This is a genomic window from Acinetobacter sp. 16, assembly GCF_033439925.1.
Taxonomy (GTDB): Bacteria; Pseudomonadota; Gammaproteobacteria; order Pseudomonadales; family Moraxellaceae; genus Acinetobacter; species Acinetobacter junii.
Window position 1 is genome coordinate 1149736 of record NZ_CP137746.1, and the last position, 21611, is coordinate 1171346.

General features: G+C 39.3%; 18 protein-coding genes and 4 pseudogenes. 6 read left to right on the forward strand and 16 right to left on the reverse strand.

Features of this window, described 5'->3' with window-relative positions; translation table 11 throughout:
- Positions 1–12: 12 nt before the first annotated feature.
- The 3 genes and pseudogenes from R2H34_RS05620 to R2H34_RS05630 form a co-directional block, all read left to right on the forward strand.
- Positions 13–1068, forward strand: coding sequence for a hypothetical protein (locus R2H34_RS05620; RefSeq protein ID WP_318342481.1), 1056 nt, complete (start codon positions 13–15; stop codon positions 1066–1068).
- Positions 1069–1114: 46 nt separating this feature from the next.
- A protein-coding gene (locus tag R2H34_RS05625) for an IS4-like element ISAba1 family transposase (RefSeq protein ID WP_100222571.1) occupies positions 1115–2205 on the forward strand; the annotation gives its coding sequence in 2 pieces (ribosomal slippage) (positions 1115–1655 and positions 1655–2205; 1092 coding nt in all).
- 16 nt (positions 2206–2221) lie between these two features.
- A pseudogene (locus R2H34_RS05630) lies at positions 2222–2986 on the forward strand (GlyGly-CTERM sorting domain-containing protein); the annotation flags it as partial.
- Positions 2987–3038: 52 nt separating this feature from the next.
- On the opposite strand, the gene R2H34_RS05635 reads toward R2H34_RS05630, so the two are convergent.
- The 5 genes from R2H34_RS05635 to R2H34_RS05655 all read right to left on the reverse strand — a co-directional run bounded on the left by R2H34_RS05635 (position 3039) and on the right by R2H34_RS05655 (position 6308).
- A complete protein-coding gene (locus R2H34_RS05635) occupies positions 3039–3428 on the reverse strand; it encodes a DUF3106 domain-containing protein (protein ID WP_004959826.1) in 390 nt (129 codons plus the stop codon).
- On the reverse strand, positions 3418–3741 hold the full coding sequence (locus R2H34_RS05640; RefSeq protein WP_004913595.1) for a hypothetical protein: 324 nt from the start codon (positions 3739–3741) through the stop codon (positions 3418–3420). Before R2H34_RS05640 ends, R2H34_RS05635 begins: the two co-directional genes overlap by 11 nt.
- The gene (locus tag R2H34_RS05645; protein ID WP_004913592.1) at positions 3734–4345 is read right to left on the reverse strand and encodes an RNA polymerase sigma factor; all 612 of its coding nucleotides are present in this window, start codon (positions 4343–4345) and stop codon (positions 3734–3736) included. The genes R2H34_RS05640 and R2H34_RS05645 overlap by 8 nt, the downstream gene beginning before the upstream one ends.
- A gap of 157 nt (positions 4346–4502) precedes the next feature.
- Entirely contained in the window at positions 4503–5279 is a 777-nt protein-coding gene (locus R2H34_RS05650) for a TrmH family RNA methyltransferase (RefSeq protein WP_004913589.1), read from the reverse strand.
- Between the two features lie 57 nt (positions 5280–5336).
- Positions 5337–6308 carry a class 1 fructose-bisphosphatase gene (locus R2H34_RS05655; protein ID WP_005403007.1) on the reverse strand — a complete coding sequence of 324 codons (972 nt, stop codon included), beginning with the start codon at positions 6306–6308 and terminating at the stop codon, positions 5337–5339.
- A gap of 176 nt (positions 6309–6484) precedes the next feature.
- Here R2H34_RS05655 and R2H34_RS05660 point away from each other — a divergent pair, with 176 nt between their 5' ends.
- Positions 6485–6679, forward strand: coding sequence for an NF038105 family protein (locus R2H34_RS05660; RefSeq protein WP_004913584.1), 195 nt, complete (start codon positions 6485–6487; stop codon positions 6677–6679).
- A gap of 44 nt (positions 6680–6723) precedes the next feature.
- Here R2H34_RS05660 and pal read toward each other — a convergent pair whose 3' ends face one another.
- From pal to R2H34_RS05695, 8 genes and pseudogenes are all read right to left on the reverse strand, one after another.
- Entirely contained in the window at positions 6724–7290 is a 567-nt protein-coding gene (pal, locus tag R2H34_RS05665) for a peptidoglycan-associated lipoprotein Pal (protein WP_004952979.1), read from the reverse strand.
- 22 nt (positions 7291–7312) lie between these two features.
- On the reverse strand, positions 7313–8596 hold the full coding sequence (gene tolB / locus R2H34_RS05670) for a Tol-Pal system beta propeller repeat protein TolB (protein WP_004959819.1): 1284 nt from the start codon (positions 8594–8596) through the stop codon (positions 7313–7315).
- Between the two features lie 98 nt (positions 8597–8694).
- Positions 8695–9474: pseudogene (tolA, locus tag R2H34_RS17880) on the reverse strand (cell envelope integrity protein TolA); the annotation flags it as partial.
- A 417-nt stretch (positions 9475–9891) separates the two neighbouring features.
- Positions 9892–10596, reverse strand: a pseudogene (tolA, locus tag R2H34_RS17885) (cell envelope integrity protein TolA); the annotation flags it as partial.
- Between the two features lie 3 nt (positions 10597–10599).
- Positions 10600–11052, reverse strand: a complete 453-nt coding sequence (gene tolR / locus R2H34_RS05680) for a protein TolR (protein ID WP_005403002.1) — start codon at positions 11050–11052, stop codon at positions 10600–10602.
- Positions 11052–11750: a protein TolQ gene (gene tolQ / locus R2H34_RS05685; protein WP_004913568.1), complete on the reverse strand. Its 699-nt coding sequence runs from the start codon at positions 11748–11750 to the stop codon at positions 11052–11054. Before tolQ ends, tolR begins: the two co-directional genes overlap by 1 nt.
- A gap of 24 nt (positions 11751–11774) precedes the next feature.
- On the reverse strand, positions 11775–12182 hold the full coding sequence (gene ybgC / locus R2H34_RS05690) for a tol-pal system-associated acyl-CoA thioesterase (RefSeq protein ID WP_004913566.1): 408 nt from the start codon (positions 12180–12182) through the stop codon (positions 11775–11777).
- 150 nt (positions 12183–12332) lie between these two features.
- A pseudogene (locus tag R2H34_RS05695) lies at positions 12333–13087 on the reverse strand (hypothetical protein); the annotation flags it as partial.
- Between the two features lie 41 nt (positions 13088–13128).
- On the opposite strand from R2H34_RS05695, the gene R2H34_RS05700 reads away from it, so the two are divergent.
- Complete coding sequence (locus tag R2H34_RS05700; protein WP_004763228.1) at positions 13129–14058, forward strand: IS5-like element ISAba10 family transposase; 930 nt, start codon at positions 13129–13131, stop codon at positions 14056–14058.
- Positions 14059–14356: 298 nt separating this feature from the next.
- Here the strand turns inward: R2H34_RS05700 and ruvB are convergent, their stop codons facing one another.
- From ruvB to R2H34_RS05715, 3 genes are all read right to left on the reverse strand, one after another.
- Positions 14357–15352 (reverse strand): Holliday junction branch migration DNA helicase RuvB, encoded by a 996-nt coding sequence (gene ruvB / locus R2H34_RS05705; protein ID WP_004952988.1) that lies wholly within the window; start codon positions 15350–15352, stop codon positions 14357–14359.
- Positions 15353–15356: 4 nt separating this feature from the next.
- A complete protein-coding gene (ruvA, locus tag R2H34_RS05710; protein WP_005402998.1) occupies positions 15357–15962 on the reverse strand; it encodes a Holliday junction branch migration protein RuvA in 606 nt (201 codons plus the stop codon).
- Positions 15963–16035: 73 nt separating this feature from the next.
- The gene (locus R2H34_RS05715; RefSeq protein ID WP_004913557.1) at positions 16036–17376 is read right to left on the reverse strand and encodes a deoxyguanosinetriphosphate triphosphohydrolase; all 1341 of its coding nucleotides are present in this window, start codon (positions 17374–17376) and stop codon (positions 16036–16038) included.
- Positions 17377–17752: 376 nt separating this feature from the next.
- Between R2H34_RS05715 and purL the strand changes: the two genes are divergently transcribed.
- On the forward strand, positions 17753–21583 hold the full coding sequence (purL, locus tag R2H34_RS05720) for a phosphoribosylformylglycinamidine synthase (protein ID WP_005402997.1): 3831 nt from the start codon (positions 17753–17755) through the stop codon (positions 21581–21583).
- The last annotated feature ends 28 nt before the right edge of the window (positions 21584–21611 follow it).

Consider the following 21611-nt stretch of genomic DNA (forward strand, 5'->3'; position numbering starts at 1 on the left):
AGTTGTTCAAACATGTGGGACCACCTCTTATCGTCAAGCAGTATAATTCAAAATGGATCAACAAGTTCTGTAAGTATATTTGATTTCTGTGGCGAACCTACTGTCAATTTAAGCACAAATACAATTGCACAAAATATTAGTAATTCTACAAATGGTACTGTGCTGAAGTTTACAGGAGACACAAAAGCAGGCAATACGACTAATAACACATCTAGTATTTTAAGTAATGCTAGTAGCCTTGAATTAACGAGTAACACAATTGTTGAAAACCAAGCCAATACTATTTTTTTATACGATAAACTTGGTCTGAAATTATTAAGTTTTAATATTCTATCTCATAATATCAGTAGTTATGCTTGCCGTTATTTACTTGGTCCTGCATCAGAGGAAAAATCAGCCCAAATATTCCTAGATTACAATGCACTTACACTAACTGGATCAAATACATGCGATTTGCCTAAAGAAGTGATACCAGAGGGAAAACATACAAACTTAGATATAAGTAATATCACTAATTTGCGAACATTATTAAGTAGTTTGCAACCTGCATCTGAAAGTACGGCATTTATGCCACTGTATTATCCAAATAATAATAAAACGACAACAGATCTAGTGGATGTGAGTGCAGCTGAAAGTGATAACTGTGGACCTAAAGATCAAAGAGGAATCGCACGTATTGTTGATGGTACTTTGTTCTATGATCCTAATGCTCGCAATAGTTGTGATATTGGTTCTGTTGAATTAATGAAATTAACGGCTGGTGATTTAGAGGATTTATCGAATACCTCTATCAAACAAATAATTGATGGTTACAAGGCGCAAATTGAGAGATATGAATTTCTAATCAAAAATCCAGATGATCCTCTATTGCTTACTTCTGATAAGTATAATTTAGAAAAATTTAAAAAATTAGATGAAAATCTAAATAAAAATTTACATTATCGGGCAATTTATATCGATTTAAGTCGATATCAACTACCAATACCTCAAGAGATTGTGCTGAGTGATGGTAGTCACAGAATACAATTTTTTAATAACGAGAACTCTGTACACGACAAAAATAGATAACTCATTGAAATAATGTCACAATAATTGTTTTCTAACGACGAATACTATGACACATCTCAATGAGTTATATCTTATCTTAAACAAATCTCTAAAATGGAACAAGTCACATTTAAAGTGCTTTGCGCTCATCATGCTTGTGATCATTTTAAAGCAAACATGTAATCTTTCTTCTGCATCTAAAGCCTTGCCCATCAAGTGCTTACCACAATCATTTTATCGACGTATGCAGCGCTTCTTTGCAGGTCAGTATTTTGATTATCGTCAAATTTCTCAGTTGATTTTCAATATGTTTTCATTCGACCAAGTGCAACTGACTTTAGATAGAACCAATTGGAAATGGGGAAAACGAAATATTAATATCCTGATGCTCGCAATCGTTTATCGTGGAATAGCGATACCTATCCTTTGGACATTGCTTAATAAACGTGGAAATTCAGATACGAAAGAGCGTATTGCTTTGATTCAACGCTTTATAGCCATTTTTGGTAAAGACCGTATTGTGAATGTGTTCGCAGACAGAGAGTTTATCGGTGAGCAGTGGTTTACATGGTTAATTGAACAAGACATCAACTTCTGCATTCGTGTTAAAAAAACTTCATTGTCACCAATCATTTAGGAAAGAATCATAAAATTAGTGATTTATTTCGCCATCTTAAAGTTGGTCAAATTGAATGTCGTAAACGACGGATTTTGGTTGGTCGGGTGAAACTATATATAAGTGCACTACAGTTAGAAAATGGAGAGCTTTTACTCGTCGTTTCTCCTCAGTTTAATGCCAATGCTATTCAGGATTATGCATTACGCTGGGAAATTGAAACCTTATTCAGTTGTCTCAAAGGACGCGGGTTTAATCTTGAAAATACGCGCTTGACAGACCCTAGACGAGTGAAAAAATTGATTGCGGTGTTAGCTATAAGCTTCTGTTGGTGTTACTTAACGGGTGAATGGCAACATAATCAAAAAAAAGCGATAATAATAAAGAAGCATGGACGACTCTCAATGAGTTTATTTCGCTATGGTTTAGACTATGTTCAAATGGCGATTCAGCGTTTAATTGGTTTTGGGAAAAAAGAAGAGTTTAAGGAAATTTTGGCAATTTTAAGAAAGCAGAATCCTGATAGGATAAGGGTTCTGTGAAATTTGTCGTGTACAAAGTAACGAGAATTATATTGTCACAACAGAAGTTTTGGGAACGGGCCAGATTAATGACTCGATTACGAATATCGATGAGGGTGATAAACCAAACATAGTCTGTGAGTGGAATAGTAATCTTGAGCAAATTATTCTTTATAGAAAAGATGATAGCATCACTCAAGCTGGTGATAAGATTTTCTGTAAATATACGATTCAATCGAGAACTGATTCTAGTATTAAATCCTCAGGTTTGATCAAAGCGGCATTCGTCAATGTGGCTCCTGAGGCTAAAAATACATCTGTGACACTAAAATATCAACAGAATCAAACTGTTTCATTAGATTTATTAAAATTATCTAATGATTTTGGTGATACTGGTGAGGGTGGTAAAGGTCCTGATAATGAACCGAATAAACCTCAATTCTGGAGAAATGCTGATGGGATTGAATTACCAATACGATTGTCTAATGTTCCAACTAAAAATTTAGTTGTGACTGCTGATCGCCAAGGTGCATGTCCAGAACCTGATCAAAAAGAAACATGTTACGGTGGTAATATTTATATTAAAGAATCTAATACATTCAACCCATTTAACTATTCATTCAATTATCAGGTATATGATGCTGATGGTGCTATTTCTAATACTGCTACAGTAAGTGTTATTAGTACAGCAACGACTACTGATGATACGCGTAATGCAAGTAACAATGGTGGCGGGAGTATTGGAGTGTTTTCAATATTTGGTTTAATGGGTTTATTAGCTTACCGTCGTTTTAGAAAATAGAAGATAAAAAATAGCGCCTTAGGGCGCTATTTTTAATTTATTAAAATAATTTTTAATGTTCTGCATATTTGCTTAGATATTCTTCTCTGATAGATACGCGCTCTTCAATACTGGCATTCTGCATTCTTTTACGCAGAGTATTGCGTTCTTGAGTATTCATTTTTTGCCATACATCACGCATTTTTTGCTTTTCTTCTTCAGGTAGCTGCGTAAACCATTCCATACGCTGTTGTAGTTGCGTGCTTTGGTTGGTTGGTATTTCTTTTAATGTTTGATAGCGTTTAATTAAGAGTTGCTGCTCTTCAGGTGATAGATCTTCCCACGTTTCTTCTGTTGTCGGTTTATTTGGTTTTGAAAAAACCCAAAAACGTTCTGAACTTGCAAAACTTGTTTGCAATAAGCCTAACGTACACACAACAAGTGCTAACTTTTTAGCTGCCATGTGGAACTCGATCCTCGCCAAACGCCATTAACATTTCCATATCTTCGACCATTTGTGGTGAAAGTTTTGGATTTACGATTACTTGATTTTGTGGCTTATCTGCTAAATCTATTGAGTTTGGTAAAACTACAATACCTGTAATTGCAGCGGCCAAAGCAAAACCAGTCATTTTCCAAATACTGTAGTAAGATGTCGGTTTCTTTTGGACCGTATCTAAAACATGATTCATAACCAGCATTTTATTATGATGCTGTTCTTTTGCTAGTTGGTCTAGTTTGGAAGTCACTTGTTTGGTGAACTCATCTTTATTCATCTGATGAACCTCCCGAATGTGGATTTAAATGCTCTAAAGCGATTCTGAGTCCTTGTATTGCACGGTGATAGTGGGTTTTTACACTACCTTCGCTACAATTCATGATTTGAGCTGTAGTGATCGTGTCAAATCCTTCCCATGCTCTTAACATGAATGCTTGTTGTTGACGAACAGGTAATTTATGAATTGCATCCTGAATTTCTTCCATTGTTACTTCTTGATTTAGAAATTCGAATGGATTGGGTGTTGATTCATCAACTACATCAATTAGTTCTTCGTCATCATCTATACTAATTTTTTTAAACAAAGAGAAAGGGCTTGCTCTGCGTGCTTCTTTCCGTCTCCAGTCTTGTAATTTATTGTTTAGAATGGTGTAAAACAGGGGATACCATTCATCCACTGTTTTGTCTGAATATGATTTGTGCAATGAGATAAATGCTTCTTGCACTAAATCCATAGCAATGCCTTGTTGACCTTGTGTTGCACTTTCCATCATTACAAGCGCACGACCTGTAACGTCTTGCATAAAAAAGCGAAGACGTTGTTCAACAGTACCTGTATGTGTACCGCTATCGGTTTGAGCCTGTTTAGGTGCTAAATCCATAGAGATGGAAAATCCTGTCATGGATACCCACCATTATTATCAATTCATTATCTATATAACGTTGAAAATGGTGAATGCGTTGACAACTTAAGCAATTATTTTAGCAGTGTAATTGATTTTTTCCGCAAATAAAGCGCATTTAAAGTAAATTAACGTTTTATTGACGTTGGCGGACCATTTCAAAAAAGCAGATTGATCCAGCAATCGCAACATTTAGAGACTCTTGACCACCAGGTTGTGGGATAGTGACAGCTTCTGCATGCTCAAGTGCATAATCAGATACACCTTGACCTTCATTTCCTAAAATCCAGACACAGGCTTGAGTTAAATCTTTTGAGTAAAGGCTTGTTGATCGGTGTGAGCTGGTGACAAAAACAGGGATTTCAAATTTTGGAAGAATGTCGGTTAACTGAAAATTTTCAAAACAGTTAACACTAAAATGAGCACCCATACCTGCACGCAACACACGCGGAGACCAAAGAGAAGCTGAACCTTGGGTGCAAATGATTTGTTTTATATTCGCCGCGGCTGCTGAACGAAGCAATGTCCCGACATTTCCAGGATCTTGAACATTTTCTAAGATTAAAGTATCTGCTTTGAAATCGATGGTTTGCGAGGTTTTTGGAAGATCAACAATCGCTAAGCAAGGTAGGGTAGTCCCTAATGTACTCAAATCTTTGTAAAGTACTTCACTTATGATGAAAATATGACCTTGATGTATTTCAATAATTTCTTGCAGCTCAGGATGATCCAAAGCTTGCTCAGTTGTAAATAAAGAAAAGATTTTTCTTTGTTGTTGTAACCAAGATAAACAGAGATGCGTACCTTCTAGAACAGTTTGTTGATGCTTTTTTCGAGCACTATTTAACTCGATTAAACCACGCAAATGTTTGATTTTTGCATTGTCTTTTGATTCTAGAAAGATAACAGCCATAAATAAATTGTCCAAAAGAGCATCATAAGTCTATGATGCTCTGAGTTTTAAGAGGGATTAATGATAGCTAGTTACAAGTTCAACTTCATTTTTCGAACCAATGATAACAGGTACACGTTGATGTAACTCAGTTGGTTGAATATCCATGATGCGAACACGACCTGTCGTTGAAGCTCCACCTGCTTGTTCAATTAACATGCTCATAGGATTCGCTTCATACATTAAACGTAAACGACCTGCTTTTTTAGGATCTTTTAAATCGTAAGGATATAAGAAGATACCACCGCGACATAAAATGCGATGAATATCCCCAACCATACATGCAACCCAACGCATGTTAAAATCTTTTTCTCGTACAGATGTTTTTCCAGCTAAAAGTTCATCAATATAACGTTTTACAGGATTTTCCCAATGACGTTGATTTGATGCATTAATTGCAAACTCTTGAGTGTCTGAAGAAACTTGTACGTTCTCTGTCGTTAATAAATATGTTTGTGTATTTGGATCTAAAGTAAAGAACACAACACCAGCACCAACTGTTAATGCCAACATGGTTGATGGTCCGTAAAGTACATAGCCTGCAGCGACTTGTTCTGTACCTGCTTGCATAAAGTCAGCAGATTGAGTTACCGTATTTTTTGCAGGTAAAATCGAGAAAATTGTACCCACACACATATTGATATCAATATTGCTTGAACCATCTAAAGGATCAAAAAGTACGAGATATTTACCGTTTTCTTGTGCTGGCGTGAAATCATCTAATTCTTCAGAAGCCAAGCCACCGACTTGTGGGTGTGACTTCAAAGCATCGATTAAATAATCATTTGAAATCACATCTAATTTCTTTTGTGTTTCACCCTGCACATTTTCATTTTCAGCACTACCTAATATTCCTGCTAGAGCGCCTTTTTGAAGTGCTTGATCAATTGTCTTACAAGTGTTTGCAATCGTTTCGATGACTTGTGCCAACTCAGGTGTCAAATTCCCATGTTGTTGTTCTAAGTATTGGGATAAGGTCTGGTTTGACATATTAAATAGCTCCAATTTAGCCGAGTCAAAAGTTGATAAAAATATTTTCGCTATTCTAGATGAGAACGTCCCAAAATAAAAATTATCTTACTTTATTTATGTTGTTTTTATGATTACAAGAATCAGATTACATGCTATGTTGATTGCATACTAAACAGGAGGTTTGGAGAACAACGATGACAACCAAAAATTTTGATGCAACTCCCACGCCAAGCGAACCGATTAGTTTAGAACAAATTTCTAAAGAAAATGTCAAAGATGCTTGGAAAGAGTACGAAGCAAAACCTGAGTATAAAGAGTTTAATAAACATGATTTGATTGAGTCGATGCAATCAGATCATGATAATCAGCAGACTTCGCGAAATGATTAAGAAATAAAAAAGCTCACTGTTAGTGAGCTTTTTTATTTGTAAGTTTATTTCAATAATGGTGGGACAGCTTCGTAGTTAATTTCAACGCGACGATTTTCTTTCCAAGCCGCTTCATCATGTCCAGTATTGACTGGTGCTTCTTTACCATAGCTTACTGCTTCGAGTTGTTGTGGATTCACACCATTTGTAATCAAGAAACTCTCAACTGCTTTTGCACGACGCTCACCTAAAGCCATGTTGTACTCACGAGTACCACGCTCATCAGTATGGCCTGTAAGTGCAACTTTAGAGTTTGCATTTGCGACTAGGAACTGTGCATGAGCTTGAAGTGTTTGATAGTCTTCATTTGATAGGTCACTGCTGTCATAGTCGAAGTGAACAACACGTTTAGCCAAGAATGCTTTATTTGCCGCGGTAACACCTTTGGAAGACGCACCTGCAAGATTTTGTGCATTCAATGCAGCATCTTCACTCAATCCTGTTGTATTTACTGTTGTGGAACCATTTGGTGTATTGCCTGTGGTAATCTCAGCAGCAGGTTTTCGGCTTGCACATCCAGTAAATACAAGTGTTGCCGCGATTAAAGGAAGTGTAAGATATTTAATATTCATGAAGTTCTCCAATTAATAAAATTTATTTCGGTGCCCAAGCTGGTTCGCGCACTTCACCTTGCTCACTTGGTAAATTCATACGGAAACGACCATCAGTAGACATGATTGATAAAAGACCTCGACTACCTTCACGAGTTGCGTATACAACCATTTGCCCATTAGGTGAGAAGCTTGGTGATTCGTCTAAGCTTGTTGGTGTCAAAATATTGGTAATACCTGTATTGATATCTTGTAACGCAACTTTATAACTACTTCCGCTAGGGCGGTGTACTAAAGCAATCTTTTTACCATCAGCACTCAGCGTACCACGTGCATTAAATGCACCTTTAAAGGTTAAACGTTTAACTGAGCCATCTTCAAAACTATAACGATAAATTTGTGGTGAGCCACCACGATCAGATGTAAAGATAAATGATTTACCATCAGGAGCGTAACGAGCTTCTGTATCAATCGCAGAGTCTGTAGTCATACGTTTTACTTGACGCGTATTTAGATTCATTTGATAAATTTCTGGATTACCATGCATCGATGCTGTAAATAACATCGATTGTCCATCTGGTGAGAAGCTTGGTGCACCATTAAGCCCTTTAAAACTTGCTAGAACTTCGCGTTGACCTGTTGCTAAGTCTTGTAGATAAATAGCAGGACGCTTGGTTTCAAAAGAAACATAAGCAATTTTCTTAGCATCAGGTGTCCAAGTGGGTGATAGGATTGGATCACGGGAAGAAAGTACAGTTTTAGGTTGTTCACCATCAGTATCCGCGATTTGTAATGTGTAACGTTGGGCAGGTGTGTCGGGATTGCGTAATACATACGCAATACGTCCACTAAAGTCACCTGCAATTCCAGTCAATGCTTGATAAATTGCATCACTGATCATATGTCCAGCTTGGCGAATACGCGAATTTGGTACTGTTAACACTTCATTCAAAAGGTATTGTTGTTTTTGAACATCATAAAGTTGGTAGTGAACTTCAAAAGAATTTGCATTTATTGATTTAATTTGCCCGACAACGACGTAAGGTACGCCAGCATTTTGCCAATCACTTGCTTGAATTTGATTTAATGATGCCGATGCAGGTAAGTTTCTAGATGCACTTGTAAAACGACCTGAGCGATTTAAATCATTTTCAACAATTGGATAAATGGCATTGTCATTGGTAAAGGGAATGATTGCAATTTTAGGCGCTTGTTCTGGTGCTTTTGCAATTTCTAAATGTAATTGTGCAAATGCTGTTCCTGAAACAACAGTACTAAGTGCAGTAAAAACTGCTAGGGCGAGGAGGGATTTACGAGTCTTGTCCATAGTTACAATTACTTGAGTTCGTATTTTGTGGCTGTTGATTATTTAACATAGTTACATGCTTTGTGCTATTAAAAGCATGTAACGTTAACTATTCATTACTATTTTGCTGTAAAACTAGAAGTAAAACTTCTCGCTTCGCGACGTGCATCCGGATCATCAGGCATTGGATACGGTGCAGCTGCGCGTACTGCGGCCTCAACACTTGCTTTTACATCAGGATCATTCGCATTAACAATCACAGATAAGACTGCACCACTATCACTTAATGTAACACGTGCAGTGGCTTTTTGACCCGTACTACCAGTAGGAACATTCCAAGCACGTTCGATTTTGTTTGTGAAATCACGCTTAGCTGTCGAGGCAATTTTTTTAGCTTCAGCTTTTTTCTGAGCAGCTTCTTGTTCTGCTTTTTTTGCAGAGGCGGCTTTAGCTTCTTCTGCCTCAGCTTTTGCTTTCGCATCTGCTTCGGCTTTACGTTTGGCGTCCGCATCGGCTTTTGCTTTCGCATCTGCTTCGGCTTTACGTTTGGCGTCCGCATCGGCTTTTGCTTTGGCATCTGCTTCGGCTTTACGTTTGGCATCTGCTTCGGCTTTTGCTTTGGCATCTGCTTCGGCTTTACGTTTGGCGTCCGCATCGGCTTTTGCTTTGGCATCTGCTTCGGCTTTACGTTTGGCGTCCGCATTGGCTTTTGCTTTGGCATCTGCTTCGGCTTTGCGTTTGGCATCCGCATCGGCTTTTGCTTTGGCATCTGCTTCGGCTTTACGTTTGGCGTCCGCATCGGCTTTTGCTTTGGCATCTGCTTCGGCTTTACGTTTGGCATCTGCTTCGGCTTTTGCTTTGGCATCTGCTTCGGCTTTACGTTTGGCGTCCGCATCGGCTTTTGCTTTGGCATCTGCTTCGGCTTTACGTTTGGCGTCCGCATTGGCTTTTGCTTTGGCATCTGCTTCGGCTTTGCGTTTGGCATCCGCATCGGCTTTTGCTTTGGCATCTGCTTCGGCTTTACGTTTGGCATCCGCATCGGCTTTTGCTTTCGCATCTGCTTCGGCTTTACGTTTGGCATCCGCATCGGCTTTTGCTTTGGCATCTGCTTCGGCTTTACGTTTGGCATCTGCTTCGGCTTTTGCTTTGGCATCTGCTTCGGCTTTACGTTTGGCGTCCGCATCGGCTTTTGCTTTGGCATCTGCTTCGGCTTTACGTTTGGCGTCCGCATTGGCTTTTGCTTTGGCATCTGCTTCGGCTTTGCGTTTGGCATCCGCATCGGCTTTTGCTTTGGCATCTGCTTCGGCTTTACGTTTGGCATCCGCATCGGCTTTTGCTTTCGCATCTGCTTCGGCTTTACGTTTAGCATCTGCCTCCGCTTTTGCTTTGGCGACGGCATCCGCTTTACGTTTAGCATCTTGTTCTGCTTTTAACTTAGCTGCATTATCAGCTTTGGTTTTAGCAGCCAAATCTGCTTTACGTTGAGCTTCTTGTTCAGCTTTTTTTGCAACTGCTTCAGCCTGACGTTTTTCTTCAGCACGTTGTTTTTGTTCCTCAGCTTTTGCATCTTGCTCAGCTTGACGTTTTTCCTGTATAGCTTTGGCTTTAGCTATCTCATCAATTTGACGTTTTTGTTCTTTAGCAGCTTCTTCACTCTTACGTTTTTGTTCAGCTAATTTCGCCTGCTGTGCTTGCTCTTGTTTCTGCTTCTCAGAAGCAAGTTGTTGAGCGGTAGGTGTTGGAGGCGTAACAGGAATATTTTCAGGTTGAGTATTATCAACAATTGGACTTAATATCTCATTAGCTTGGTTTTCAGCTGTTGTTTCCTGTTCTACAGGTTTTGCGATGGGTGCTGGTAAGTCTTCAGGCTTAACTAAAATTGTGGTTAGTTTTTTGGGTTGCTCAGGCGGTTTACTTAGACCTAAGAAAAGCAAGCCAACAATCGCAATTGCATGTACCCCAAGGGTAAAACCTAGTGCTATTGCATTTTGTTTAAAAGGTGGCTCTTGAAATTTTTTCATAACTTATTTTAATGGCTCTGTCAGTAAACCAACTTGAGTTAAACCTGCTTCTTGTAAACTGGCCATAAGTGATACAACCTCACCATAGGGGCGAGATTTATCACCATTGACTAATACGGTGAGTTGTTTATTTTCTTGTTCCGCTTGTTTTTGAACATCGCTCAAAATCGATTTAAGCTGTTCTAATGAAAGAGGTTCACTATCTTTATTTTCTTGATATTGAAGATAAATATTACCATCTTTACCAATCGTCACCATTGCTGGCATATCTTTAGATTCAATTGGATGATTATTGGCTTGAGGTAAATCAACTTTTATGCCACTGGTAATCATCGGTGCAGTTACCATGAAAATGACCAATAACACTAACATTACATCAATATAAGGGACGACATTCATGTCACTTTTAAGTGGTTTTTTGATGCGCTCGAAACGTCCAGATCGCTGAATTGCCATTATGCATCTTCCTGTGTCGTTCCAATTGATTGACGTTGTAGAAGTGCAATCATTTCCTCAGCAAATAGGGCGCGGTCAGAATAGATACTTTCGCCTTTAGCGGTAAAATGGTTAAACGCAAGTACAGCAGGAATTGCTGCAAATAAACCGATAGCAGTTGCGATTAGTGCTTCGGCAATACCTGGTGCAACCGTAGCTAATGTAACTTGATCAACTGCTGCTAAACCGATGAATGCGTTCATAATCCCCCAAACAGTTCCGAACAAACCGATATAAGGAGCAACTGAGCCGATACTAGCTAAAGAGCCAAGACCAACTTCTAAGCCGCCTTGATCTCTACTTAAACCTACACGAAGAATACGCTCTGTACCTTCAATCGTTTGTGTAGTATCAGCTTTGCGCTTCTGTAATTTTAAAAACTCACCTAAGCCCTGATAGAAAATATCTTCGAGACCACGACGCTTTGAGTTCAATTGGGCATTGTTATACAGCGTATTTAATTCGGCACCTGACCAAAACATTTTTTGAAAATGCTCGTCATCTTGTTCTGCTTTTTTGAAACCCATATGCAATTTTGCAATCAAATACCAGCTATAAATAGAAGCGAGTAATAAGATCAGCATCACCAATTGTACGACAGGGCTTGCTTGTAAAATCAGGTCAGAGATATGCAGAGAAGATTCTAAATTTGTTGCCATAAGTTAAGTGCCGAAAGTTTATTTTTAGTCCTGTGCTAATTCTTTTTGAATCAGATCACGAATTTCGTCAGGAAGTCGACGTGGCATCATGTCTTTATTCAAACATGCCAACGTAACCTCACCTGAAGCCAGCAAGATTTCACCACGATAAATATTTTGTTGCAACACAAAAGATGCGGCTTTACACGAAATAACACGTGCTGTAACGGTAATTAAATCATCCATTAATATTGGACGTACATATTTCACCTGAATTTGGTGAACCACAAAGTTGTAATCCTCTTGGTGCCAATAATGATCAACGCCAGCTGCTCTTAGCCATTCTGTTCGAGTACGCTCCATATAGCGGATATGATTGGCATGATAGACGATACCGCCTGCATCTGTATCTTCAATATAAACGCGAATGTTGAATTCAAAATGATTTGCCATTTCTTTTACCTATTGGTTTCGTACTGGGAGCGATGAAGGAATGATATGTTCTCGATGAGACTAAGGAAATAGTAATAAATAACATATTCTTGATGCGCATAAAAAAAGCCCTAACATGTAGGGCTTGATCGAAAAGACAATTATTTAAAGTCAATTGAGTTCATCCCATTCAACTGTTTTAGGGAATCCTGTTACTGTTATGCCATCTGCATATGCACTGATTAAAGCCTTGTAATTGCTCGTGTTTGAAATCTTAATTGTATTTTTTATATTGTCAGTGTCTTCAATCATAATTTCAGCAAAATTAGGATAGAAAGCTATTTTATCTGTATCATTTTCAAATCTGACATCACTTTTGAAATTGACTGAGAAAAATTTACTTTCAGGAGTAGCTTGAATATTTCCTAGTGCAGTAAGCATAAGATTATTCACATTGAGTTGATAATTATTAATCATCAACTGTTGCGTTTTTTTGGTTTCATCATCAAATACACTTAGAACCATTGCTTTGATTTGATATTGAGTAGTGGCTTGGTTGTATTTACTGACAAAGTCACCATTGAAAGTAATACTCGAATCACTTGGTGGAATGATTTTGAAGTTCTTTAATGAGGTTTCTTAGCGTACAGAATCTGTCGATAATACTTCTTTGCTATTTACCGATCCAGAAATGGCATAAATTCGTAGTTGGACAATATCGCCGAGTTCATTTTTTAATGAGTCATCAAATTCACAGTTGTTAAATGTAATACTCTTATCGCTATTTTTTGTAAATGAGCCTTTAGAACATTTAAAGTTATTACCAGCATAAATGCCATAATAAATATTTCTGCAAACTCAGTGCCAATCAATGCAATATTGTCATTCTCTTGAGATAAACTAATGATTGGTTCATAAATCGACTCGGCTTTGTTGCATAAATAAATTTCATCCCCATACATGTTAGATGAATACAGAATCAAAAAGCCGATACAAAACAACGAACTGGTCTGAGTACAATCAGGCTTTACGTCAACGGGGTGCTTTCACCATTTGGTTTGATCCCCAAATGCAATGGTCTGCAACACCTACTGGAAAAAAAGGACGGCAACCTACCTACACTGATATAGCAATTCAATTTGCCCTGACGATACGAAACCTGTTCCAACTGGCTTTACGCCAAACACAAGGTTTCATTCAAAGCCTTTTGCAAATGGCTCACCTCGACTGGAATGTTCCAGACTTCTCAACATTGAGTCGGCGAGCAGATAAGCTCCAGCCACTTCTACATAAATCAGCAAAAAATCCACAGGAAGACTTGCATATTTTAGTTGATAGCACAGGGATCAAAGTTACAGGTGATGGGGAATGGGTGCGTAAAAAACATGGCGTAAACCAACATCGACAATGGCTGAAATTACATCTTGCGACAGATGCAAACAGTGGAGAAATACAAGCGGTTGAAGTCACGACCTGCCAATATGGTGATGCTGAAATGCTCCAACCTCTTTTAGATCAAATTGATGAACCCATTGCATCTGTCACGGCTGATGGTGCTTATGACACAGTGAATTGTTATGATGCGATTTTGAAACGGCAAGCAAATGTAATTATCCCTCCTCGTTCCAATGCTGCTTTATGGGCGGAAAATGAAATTGGTAAAGCAAGGAATCATGCAGTACAAGGCTGTTGGGACAAGGGTCAAAAGCAGTGGAAACGAGATATTGGTTATCATCGACGATCCCGAATAGAGGCTAAAATGTTTGCCTTGAAACGACTTGGACAAGGTGTATCTAGTCGATGCTTTAATCGTCAGGTGGTTGACTTGCAAATAAGAGTCGATATTTTGAATAAATTTACTCAACTTGGTACAGCTAAAACGGTGGCTGTTGCATAAATATCTGAAGATTAGAACAACTCTACCTTTCGTCTATTTGTGCAACAAAGCCAATCGACTCAATAGATTCTGCTTTGGTGTAGTCTATTTTTTTCTTTACTTTGGATGGATGTTCCATTACTACTACCATCACTTCCATCCCCACAAGCTGTTAGTAATATTATGCTGCTATAAAATATTGTTGTGAAAAAATTATTTTTCATTTTAACCCTTAATAAAATAATGAAGTAAGTAGAATAATCTGTATATTATTTTAATTACTTCACTATAGAAAGTATTTTATTAAAGGAAATTGATATTATTCAGGTGGGGTCATACCAAATTGCAAATAAGCCATATTCGTTGCTATACGCCCGCGAGCAGTGCGCATAACATAACCTTGTTGGATTAAGTAAGGTTCAATAACATCCTCTAGTGTTCCGCTATCTTCAGCCATTGCGGCTGCTAATGCTTCAACACCAGTAGGTCTGCCTTCAAATCGTTCAAGCAACATACTGATATAACGACGATCTAAAGTATCTAAACCTGCTTTATCGACATTTAGCATGTCTAGAGCACGTTGAGCCATTTCTTGAGTTACTTCACCTGTGCCTTTCACTTGAGCGTAATCGCGTACACGGCGTAATAGTCGATTGGCGATACGTGGAGTACCTCGGGCACGTCTTGCAATTTCAGTTGAACCTTCTCTAGTAATTGGAACATCCATGAGGTTTGCTGAACGCGTTACAATATGCGTAAGATCTTCAACAGAGTAAAACTCCAGACGTTGCACAATTCCAAAACGATCACGTAGTGGTGAAGTGAGTAGACCTGCACGTGTTGTTGCTGCGACTAATGTAAATGGTGGTAAATCTAGTTTAATAGAGCGCGCTGCTGGACCCTCGCCAATCATAATATCCAGTTGATAATCTTCCATCGCTGGATAGAGGATTTCTTCAATCACTGGCGAAAGACGATGGATTTCATCAATGAATAAAACATCACCTTCTTCTAAGTTGGTCAGCATTGCAGCTAAATCACCAGCCCGCTCTAATACAGGACCAGACGTAGACTTTAGATTTCCACCCATTTCGCGAGCAATAATGTTGGCGAGCGTGGTTTTACCTAAACCTGGGGGTCCAAAAATTAGCGTATGATCCAGTGCTTCACCACGCCCACGAGCAGCACCAATGAAAATTTCCATTTGCTCGCGAACCACGGGCTGACCAATATAGTCAGCAAGTGATGTCGGACGAATTGCACGATCAAAATGATCTTCAGGTTTTTCAATTCCACTAATGAGGCGATCTTGCATAATATTACTTCATCATCGATTTAAGAGCTGCGCGGATAATATCGGCAGATTCTGTATAGTCAGCCTTGACAGCTGCCACAGCTTTTTGTGCTTCAATAGGTTTATAGCCAAGCGATTGTAAAGCAGCCTCAGCCTCAGCAACAGGTGAGTTTGACATGAATTGAATTTGAGAGGTGGTTGTTTGTGAAGTGCTATTCGCTGACTGTGAAAGTGCTTTGAAACGATCACGTAATTCAATCATTAAACGTTCAGCCGTTTTTTTACCAACCCCAGGCACTTTAATCAGTGTATTGATATCATCGTGTTCAATGGTGTGAATTAATAATTCAACACTTAACGTAGATAAAATCCCTAATGCCATTTTTGGTCCTACACCGTTTACTTTGAGTAGGGTGCGGAAAATAATTTTTTCTTGTGCTTCACTGAAGCCATATAATTGTTGAGCATCTTCACGAACGACTAAATGCGTCCATAACGTTACTTTTTGTCCTTTTTGTAATTGGCAAAATGTTGAAAGCGGTGTATCGATTTCATAACCAACCCCATTTACATTAAGTAATACAGTAGGGGCTTCTAAGGCAAACACTTCGCCAATTAAACATCCGATCATAGAAAATTTTTCACTATTTATTTGAAAAGATTTAAACCAAAGTCATTTAAGAAAATAGAGTTTGCATATTCTTTTAAAAGAAGCCAACTTTATTCCCTTGTAGCTCTTGCGCCAAGCTATAAGCCTGATGGTCTGAGAACTTACTAATAATATCTAAGACTTGCATAATATTATTGTAATGGTTGTTTTGAAAATTTGCGCCTGAATGTTGCAAAATCGACATCAAACGTTGTTCTTTAAAGCTTAATGTTTTATGCGGCATGGTCAAAGGCACAAAAGCATCTAAAATAGTCTGTAAGCTTTGATGCGCAATAATTTCTAAACCGGATTTTTGAGGATGTTCAAAAATACGATCACGTGCAAGATTTTTCGCAGTTTGAATCCCTGCTTCAATATCAGGTGAGCAATATTGTAAAAGGCTACCTTTGAGTTGACCTGTGATGATTTCATAGTGGTGTTTTGCAAAAGCCGTCGTGACTTCATCGACTAATCGTTTCATTACACGACCACGCAAGGCTGCAATTTTTTGTTGCCAAGTGGTATGCGGTAAATGCAGCTCTTCAGGAAGACCAAAATCTGCGATCAAGTTGAGGAAGATAGGTTCAACTTCTTCATAACTCAACATATTAAGAATGATGCCATCTTCTAAATCAATCAGTGCATAACAAATATCATCAGCAGCTTCTAATAAATAAGTTAGAGGGTGACGACAATAGTGATATTCACCCAGTTTAATTAAACCAAGCTGTTCAGCAAGCTGTTTTAAGATTTCCTTTTCTGATTGATAGCAACCAAATTTTGCTCTTTGATGGGATGGGGTATCGCCTTGTTGGTCGATGGTTTTTGATAACCAAGGATATTTTAAATAGGCACCCAGTGTTGCGCAGGTCAGACGCATACCACCATCATCAGGATGGTAGTCAATACGACTCAGTAAACGAAGACCTTGCGCATTACCTTCAAATTGACGAACGTCTGCTTCTTCTTCGGGAGTGAGTTTGGTCAGAAAGTCACGATGTGAGGCATCATCAAACCATTCACGTATCGCATATTCACCTGCATGACCAAAAGGGGGATTGCCAATATCGTGAGCTAAACATGCCGCTTGAATAATCGCACCGACATCAGCAGGTGAAATCCACATAGGTAATTCATCTTTGATCTTTTCTGCGGCGAGCATACCAAGCGAGCGACCAATACAAGATACTTCGAGTGAATGAGTCAATCGAGTATGAATACCATCGTGCTGAGTCAATGGGTGAACTTGAGTTTTTCTATTCAGTTGTCGAAAACTTTGGGAAAATATAATTCTATCGTAATCTTTATGAAACGGGCTTCTAGCCAATTCGGTGCTACTTTTTTTACTACCTAAGCGAATTGCAGAGAGCAATTCCAACCAACGCATTTGTTCCATTTATCATTATTCAAACTGACTTTAATTCATCATGCCAAAAAAAAGATTAAAGCACTAGAGTAGGGCGACATAAGTTGTCATGTAAGTGTAAAGCACTCTGATTTTTCTATTGATAGTATTGGTTTTTATACTATTGGAATAAAGAGGTCGTGAAAATGAGAGATGGGAAATGCGTACATCAGAACAAACTAAACGAATTGTTACGAATATACTAAACCCATAAAGCGATAAGAAATTAAGTGATTTGGGATAGAAAACTCTGATTTTTAAGATGGATATGGCTAGCTGAAAGAAGGCTTTCACAGTAGAATATGCGCTCTCTCATAAGTCACATTGCGGTAGGTTCGTTAGACCCACCCGTGGAGCCAAAGTCAACATGTTTATCGTGGCCGGTGCATCAGCACATTCTTCTTTTAAGAAAGCTCAACTCTTAAACCGTTTAGCGTCAATGAGTTCTGTTCAATCTTTTGACAGCCAGTGGGTTTATTTGTTTGATCAAGCGCTCAACGAGCAGCAACATCAATCGGCATTACAACTTTTAAACGATGGTCAATCTTTCGAACTTCGCCAAGCTGCAAGTGATGAAATCCAAATTTTAGTAACTCCACGTGTTGGCACAATCTCTCCGTGGTCGTCTAAAGCAACTGATATTTTCCAAAACTGTAATACACCAGTACACCGTCTAGAACGTGGTCTTTTATTCACGTTAAAAGGTGTCACTGAAATTACGAATGAAGTTAAACAAGTACTTCATGACCGTATGACGGAAACAGTTTTTGCTCAAATTGAAGATGCAAAAGCTTTATTCTCAGAAACTGCGCCGAAGCCACTCAACTCAATTGATATCTTGGGTCAAGGTAAAGAAGCATTAGTTAAAGCGAATAATGAGTTCGGCTTTGCTTTATCTGAGCAAGAAATTGATTACTTAACCGAAGCATTTACTAAGCTGGGTCGTAATCCAAATGACATCGAGTTAATGATGTTTGCTCAGGCGAACTCTGAACACTGTCGTCATAAAATCTTTGGTTCTGAATGGACAATTGATGGTGAAAAACAACCATTATCATTGTTCCAAATGATTAAGAACACCTATAAAGAATCTCCAACAGATGTATTGTCGGCGTATAAAGACAATGCCTCTGTGATCGTGGGTTATGACACGATGCGTTTTTATCCAAAAGCGGATGAAAATGGTCACTTTGTTTATAAATATAAGAGCCAAGCCGCTCATATTTTAATGAAGGTTGAGACGCATAACCACCCAACAGCAATTTCTCCATTTGCTGGTGCTGCAACTGGTTCAGGCGGTGAAATCCGTGATGAAGGTGCAACAGGTCGTGGTGGTAAACCAAAAGCAGGTTTAACAGGCTTTACGGTTTCTAACTTGAATATCCCTGGTTTCGAACAGCCTTGGGAAGAAAACTACGGTAAGCCTTCACGTATGGCATCGCCATTACAAATCATGATTGAAGGTCCATTGGGTGGTGCGGCGTTTAACAACGAGTTTGGTCGTCCTGCATTAAATGGTTATTTCCGTACCTTCGAACAGAATGTGAATGGTGAAGTTAAAGGCTTCCATAAACCAATTATGATCGCTGGTGGTTACGGTAACATTCGTCCTGACCACGTTGAAAAAGATGCGATTCAACCAGGTGACTTGCTCATTGTATTGGGTGGTCCTGCCATGTTAATCGGTCTTGGTGGTGGTGCTGCATCATCTGTAGACAGCGGTACTATGGGTGAGAGCTTAGACTTTGCTTCAGTACAACGTGAAAACCCAGAAATGGAACGCCGTTGCCAAGAAGTCATTGATACATGCTGGCGCTTAGAAGACTTTAACCCAATCGTGTCTATACATGACGTGGGTGCGGGTGGTCTATCCAATGCGATGCCTGAACTAGTGAATGATCACGAGTTAGGTGCTGTATTGAACCTGCGTAAGATTCCATCTTTAGAGCCAGGCATGAGCCCGATGGAAATCTGGTCAAATGAAGCGCAAGAACGTTATGTGTTAGCGATTCGTCCAGAATCTTTAGAACAGTTTGAAGAAATTTGTGCACGTGAGCGTTGTCCGTTTGCAGTACTTGGTGAAGCGACTGAAGCACGTCATCTGACTGTTGAAGATCCGTTATTTGAAAACAATGCAGTCGATATCCCAATGCAAGTCATGTTGGGTGGTACACCACGTATGCAACGTTCATATGAAACGATTGAACGTAAAGGTAACGACTTTGATGCATCAAAAGTTGATTTGAAAGATGCGATTTTCCGCGTATTGAAGAATCCAACAGTTGCGTCTAAATCATTCCTGATCACAATTGGTGACCGCTCGATTACAGGTATGGTTGCCCGTGATCAAATGGTTGGCCGTTGGCAGGTTCCTGTTGCAGATGCAGCAGTAACGACGACAAGCTTGCAAGGCTTTACAGGTGAAGCTATGGCGATGGGTGAGCGCCCACCAGTTGCTTTGTTAAATCCTGCTGCATCTGCACGTTTAGCGGTTGCGGAAGCAATTACCAATATTGCCTGTGCCAACATCGAACAAATCAGCGATATCAAGCTTTCTGCCAACTGGATGGCTGCGGCTGGTCAAAAAGGTGAAGATCAAGCCTTGTTTGAAGGTGTGAAAGCGATTGGTATGGAAATGTGTCCTGCATTGGGTATCGCTATTCCTGTCGGTAAAGACTCACTTTCAATGCGTACCACTTGGAATGATGGTGAAGATAAAGCCGTAACTTCTCCAATGACAGGCGTAATCACTGCGTTTGCACCTGTTTTAGATGTACGTAAAACATTAACACCTGAACTGAAGAACTTAGCAGACTCAGTACTTGTACGTATCGATTTATCTAAAGGTCAATTCCGTTTAGGTGGTTCGATCCTTGCGCAAGTATATAAAGCAATCGGTTCTGTTACCCCTGATGTTGATAGTTTTGATGACTTCAAAGCATTCTTTGCCTTGATTCAAGACTGGAACAATCGTGGCGTGATCAAAGCTTACCATGACATTGGTGATGGTGGTCTATTGGCGACTGTTGCTGAAATGATGTTCGCATCGCGTTTAGGTGTTGCTCTAGAAAATCAATCAACTGAAAGCTTATTTGCTGAAGAAATTGGTGCAGTACTTCAAATTACGGCTGCTGATTGGGCGCAGTTAGAAGTTGAAGTTGCAGCATCTAGCTTGAAAGATACAATTGCTGTTGTTGGTCGTGTGAATACAACTGATCAATTGGTTGTAAATGGTTTAACGCTTGAGCGTGCTGAATTACAACAAGCTTGGGCTGAAGTTTCACATCAGATCCAACGTTTACGTGACAACGTTGAAACAGCTGATCAAGAATTTGCTTTAATTGCAGATAAGAACCACAAAGGTTTAATTGCACAACCAACATATGACTTAAATGAGCCAGTTGAAGCGCCGTTTATCAATACACGTCGTCCAAATATGGCAATTTTGCGTGAGCAAGGTGTAAATGGTCATGTGGAAATGGCGGCAGCCTTTGACAAAGTAGGCTTCAATACTATCGACGTACACATGAGTGATTTACTTGCAGGCCGTGTGAGCTTAAGCGACTTTGAAGGTTTAGTGGCATGTGGTGGCTTCTCATACGGTGACGTGATGGGTGCTGGTGGTGGCTGGGCGAAATCAGTATTGTTCAATGCGAAACTACGTGATCAGTTCGAACAATTCTTCCATCGTGAAAATACATTCAGCTTAGGCGTATGTAACGGCTGTCAAATGATGTCACAACTTGCTCCGCTGATTCCTGGTGCAGAGCATTGGGGACGTTTCCACCGTAACATGTCAGAAGTATTTGAAGCGCGTGCAGTGAATGTTCGTGTAGAGAAATCTGTTTCTGTGTTGCTTGAAGATATGCAAGGTTCGATTTTACCAATCGCAGTTGCGCATGGTGAAGGTCGTTTAGTTGCGACAGAACAACAACTTGCCACTTTAAATGCAGAGAGCCAAGTCATCTTGCGTTATGTAGATAGTTTGGGTAATCCAACTCAGCACTATCCATTGAACCCGAATGGTTCACCTGAGGCGATTACAGGACAAACTTCTAAAGATGGTCGTGCAACAGTAATGATGCCACACCCAGAGCGTAACTTCCGTGCTTTACAACATTCTTGGAAGCCTGAAGATTGGGCTGAAGATGGTGCTTGGTTGCGTATGTTCCGCAACGCACGTAAGTTCATTGGTTAATATGTAATAAAAAATAAGCCACCGTAAG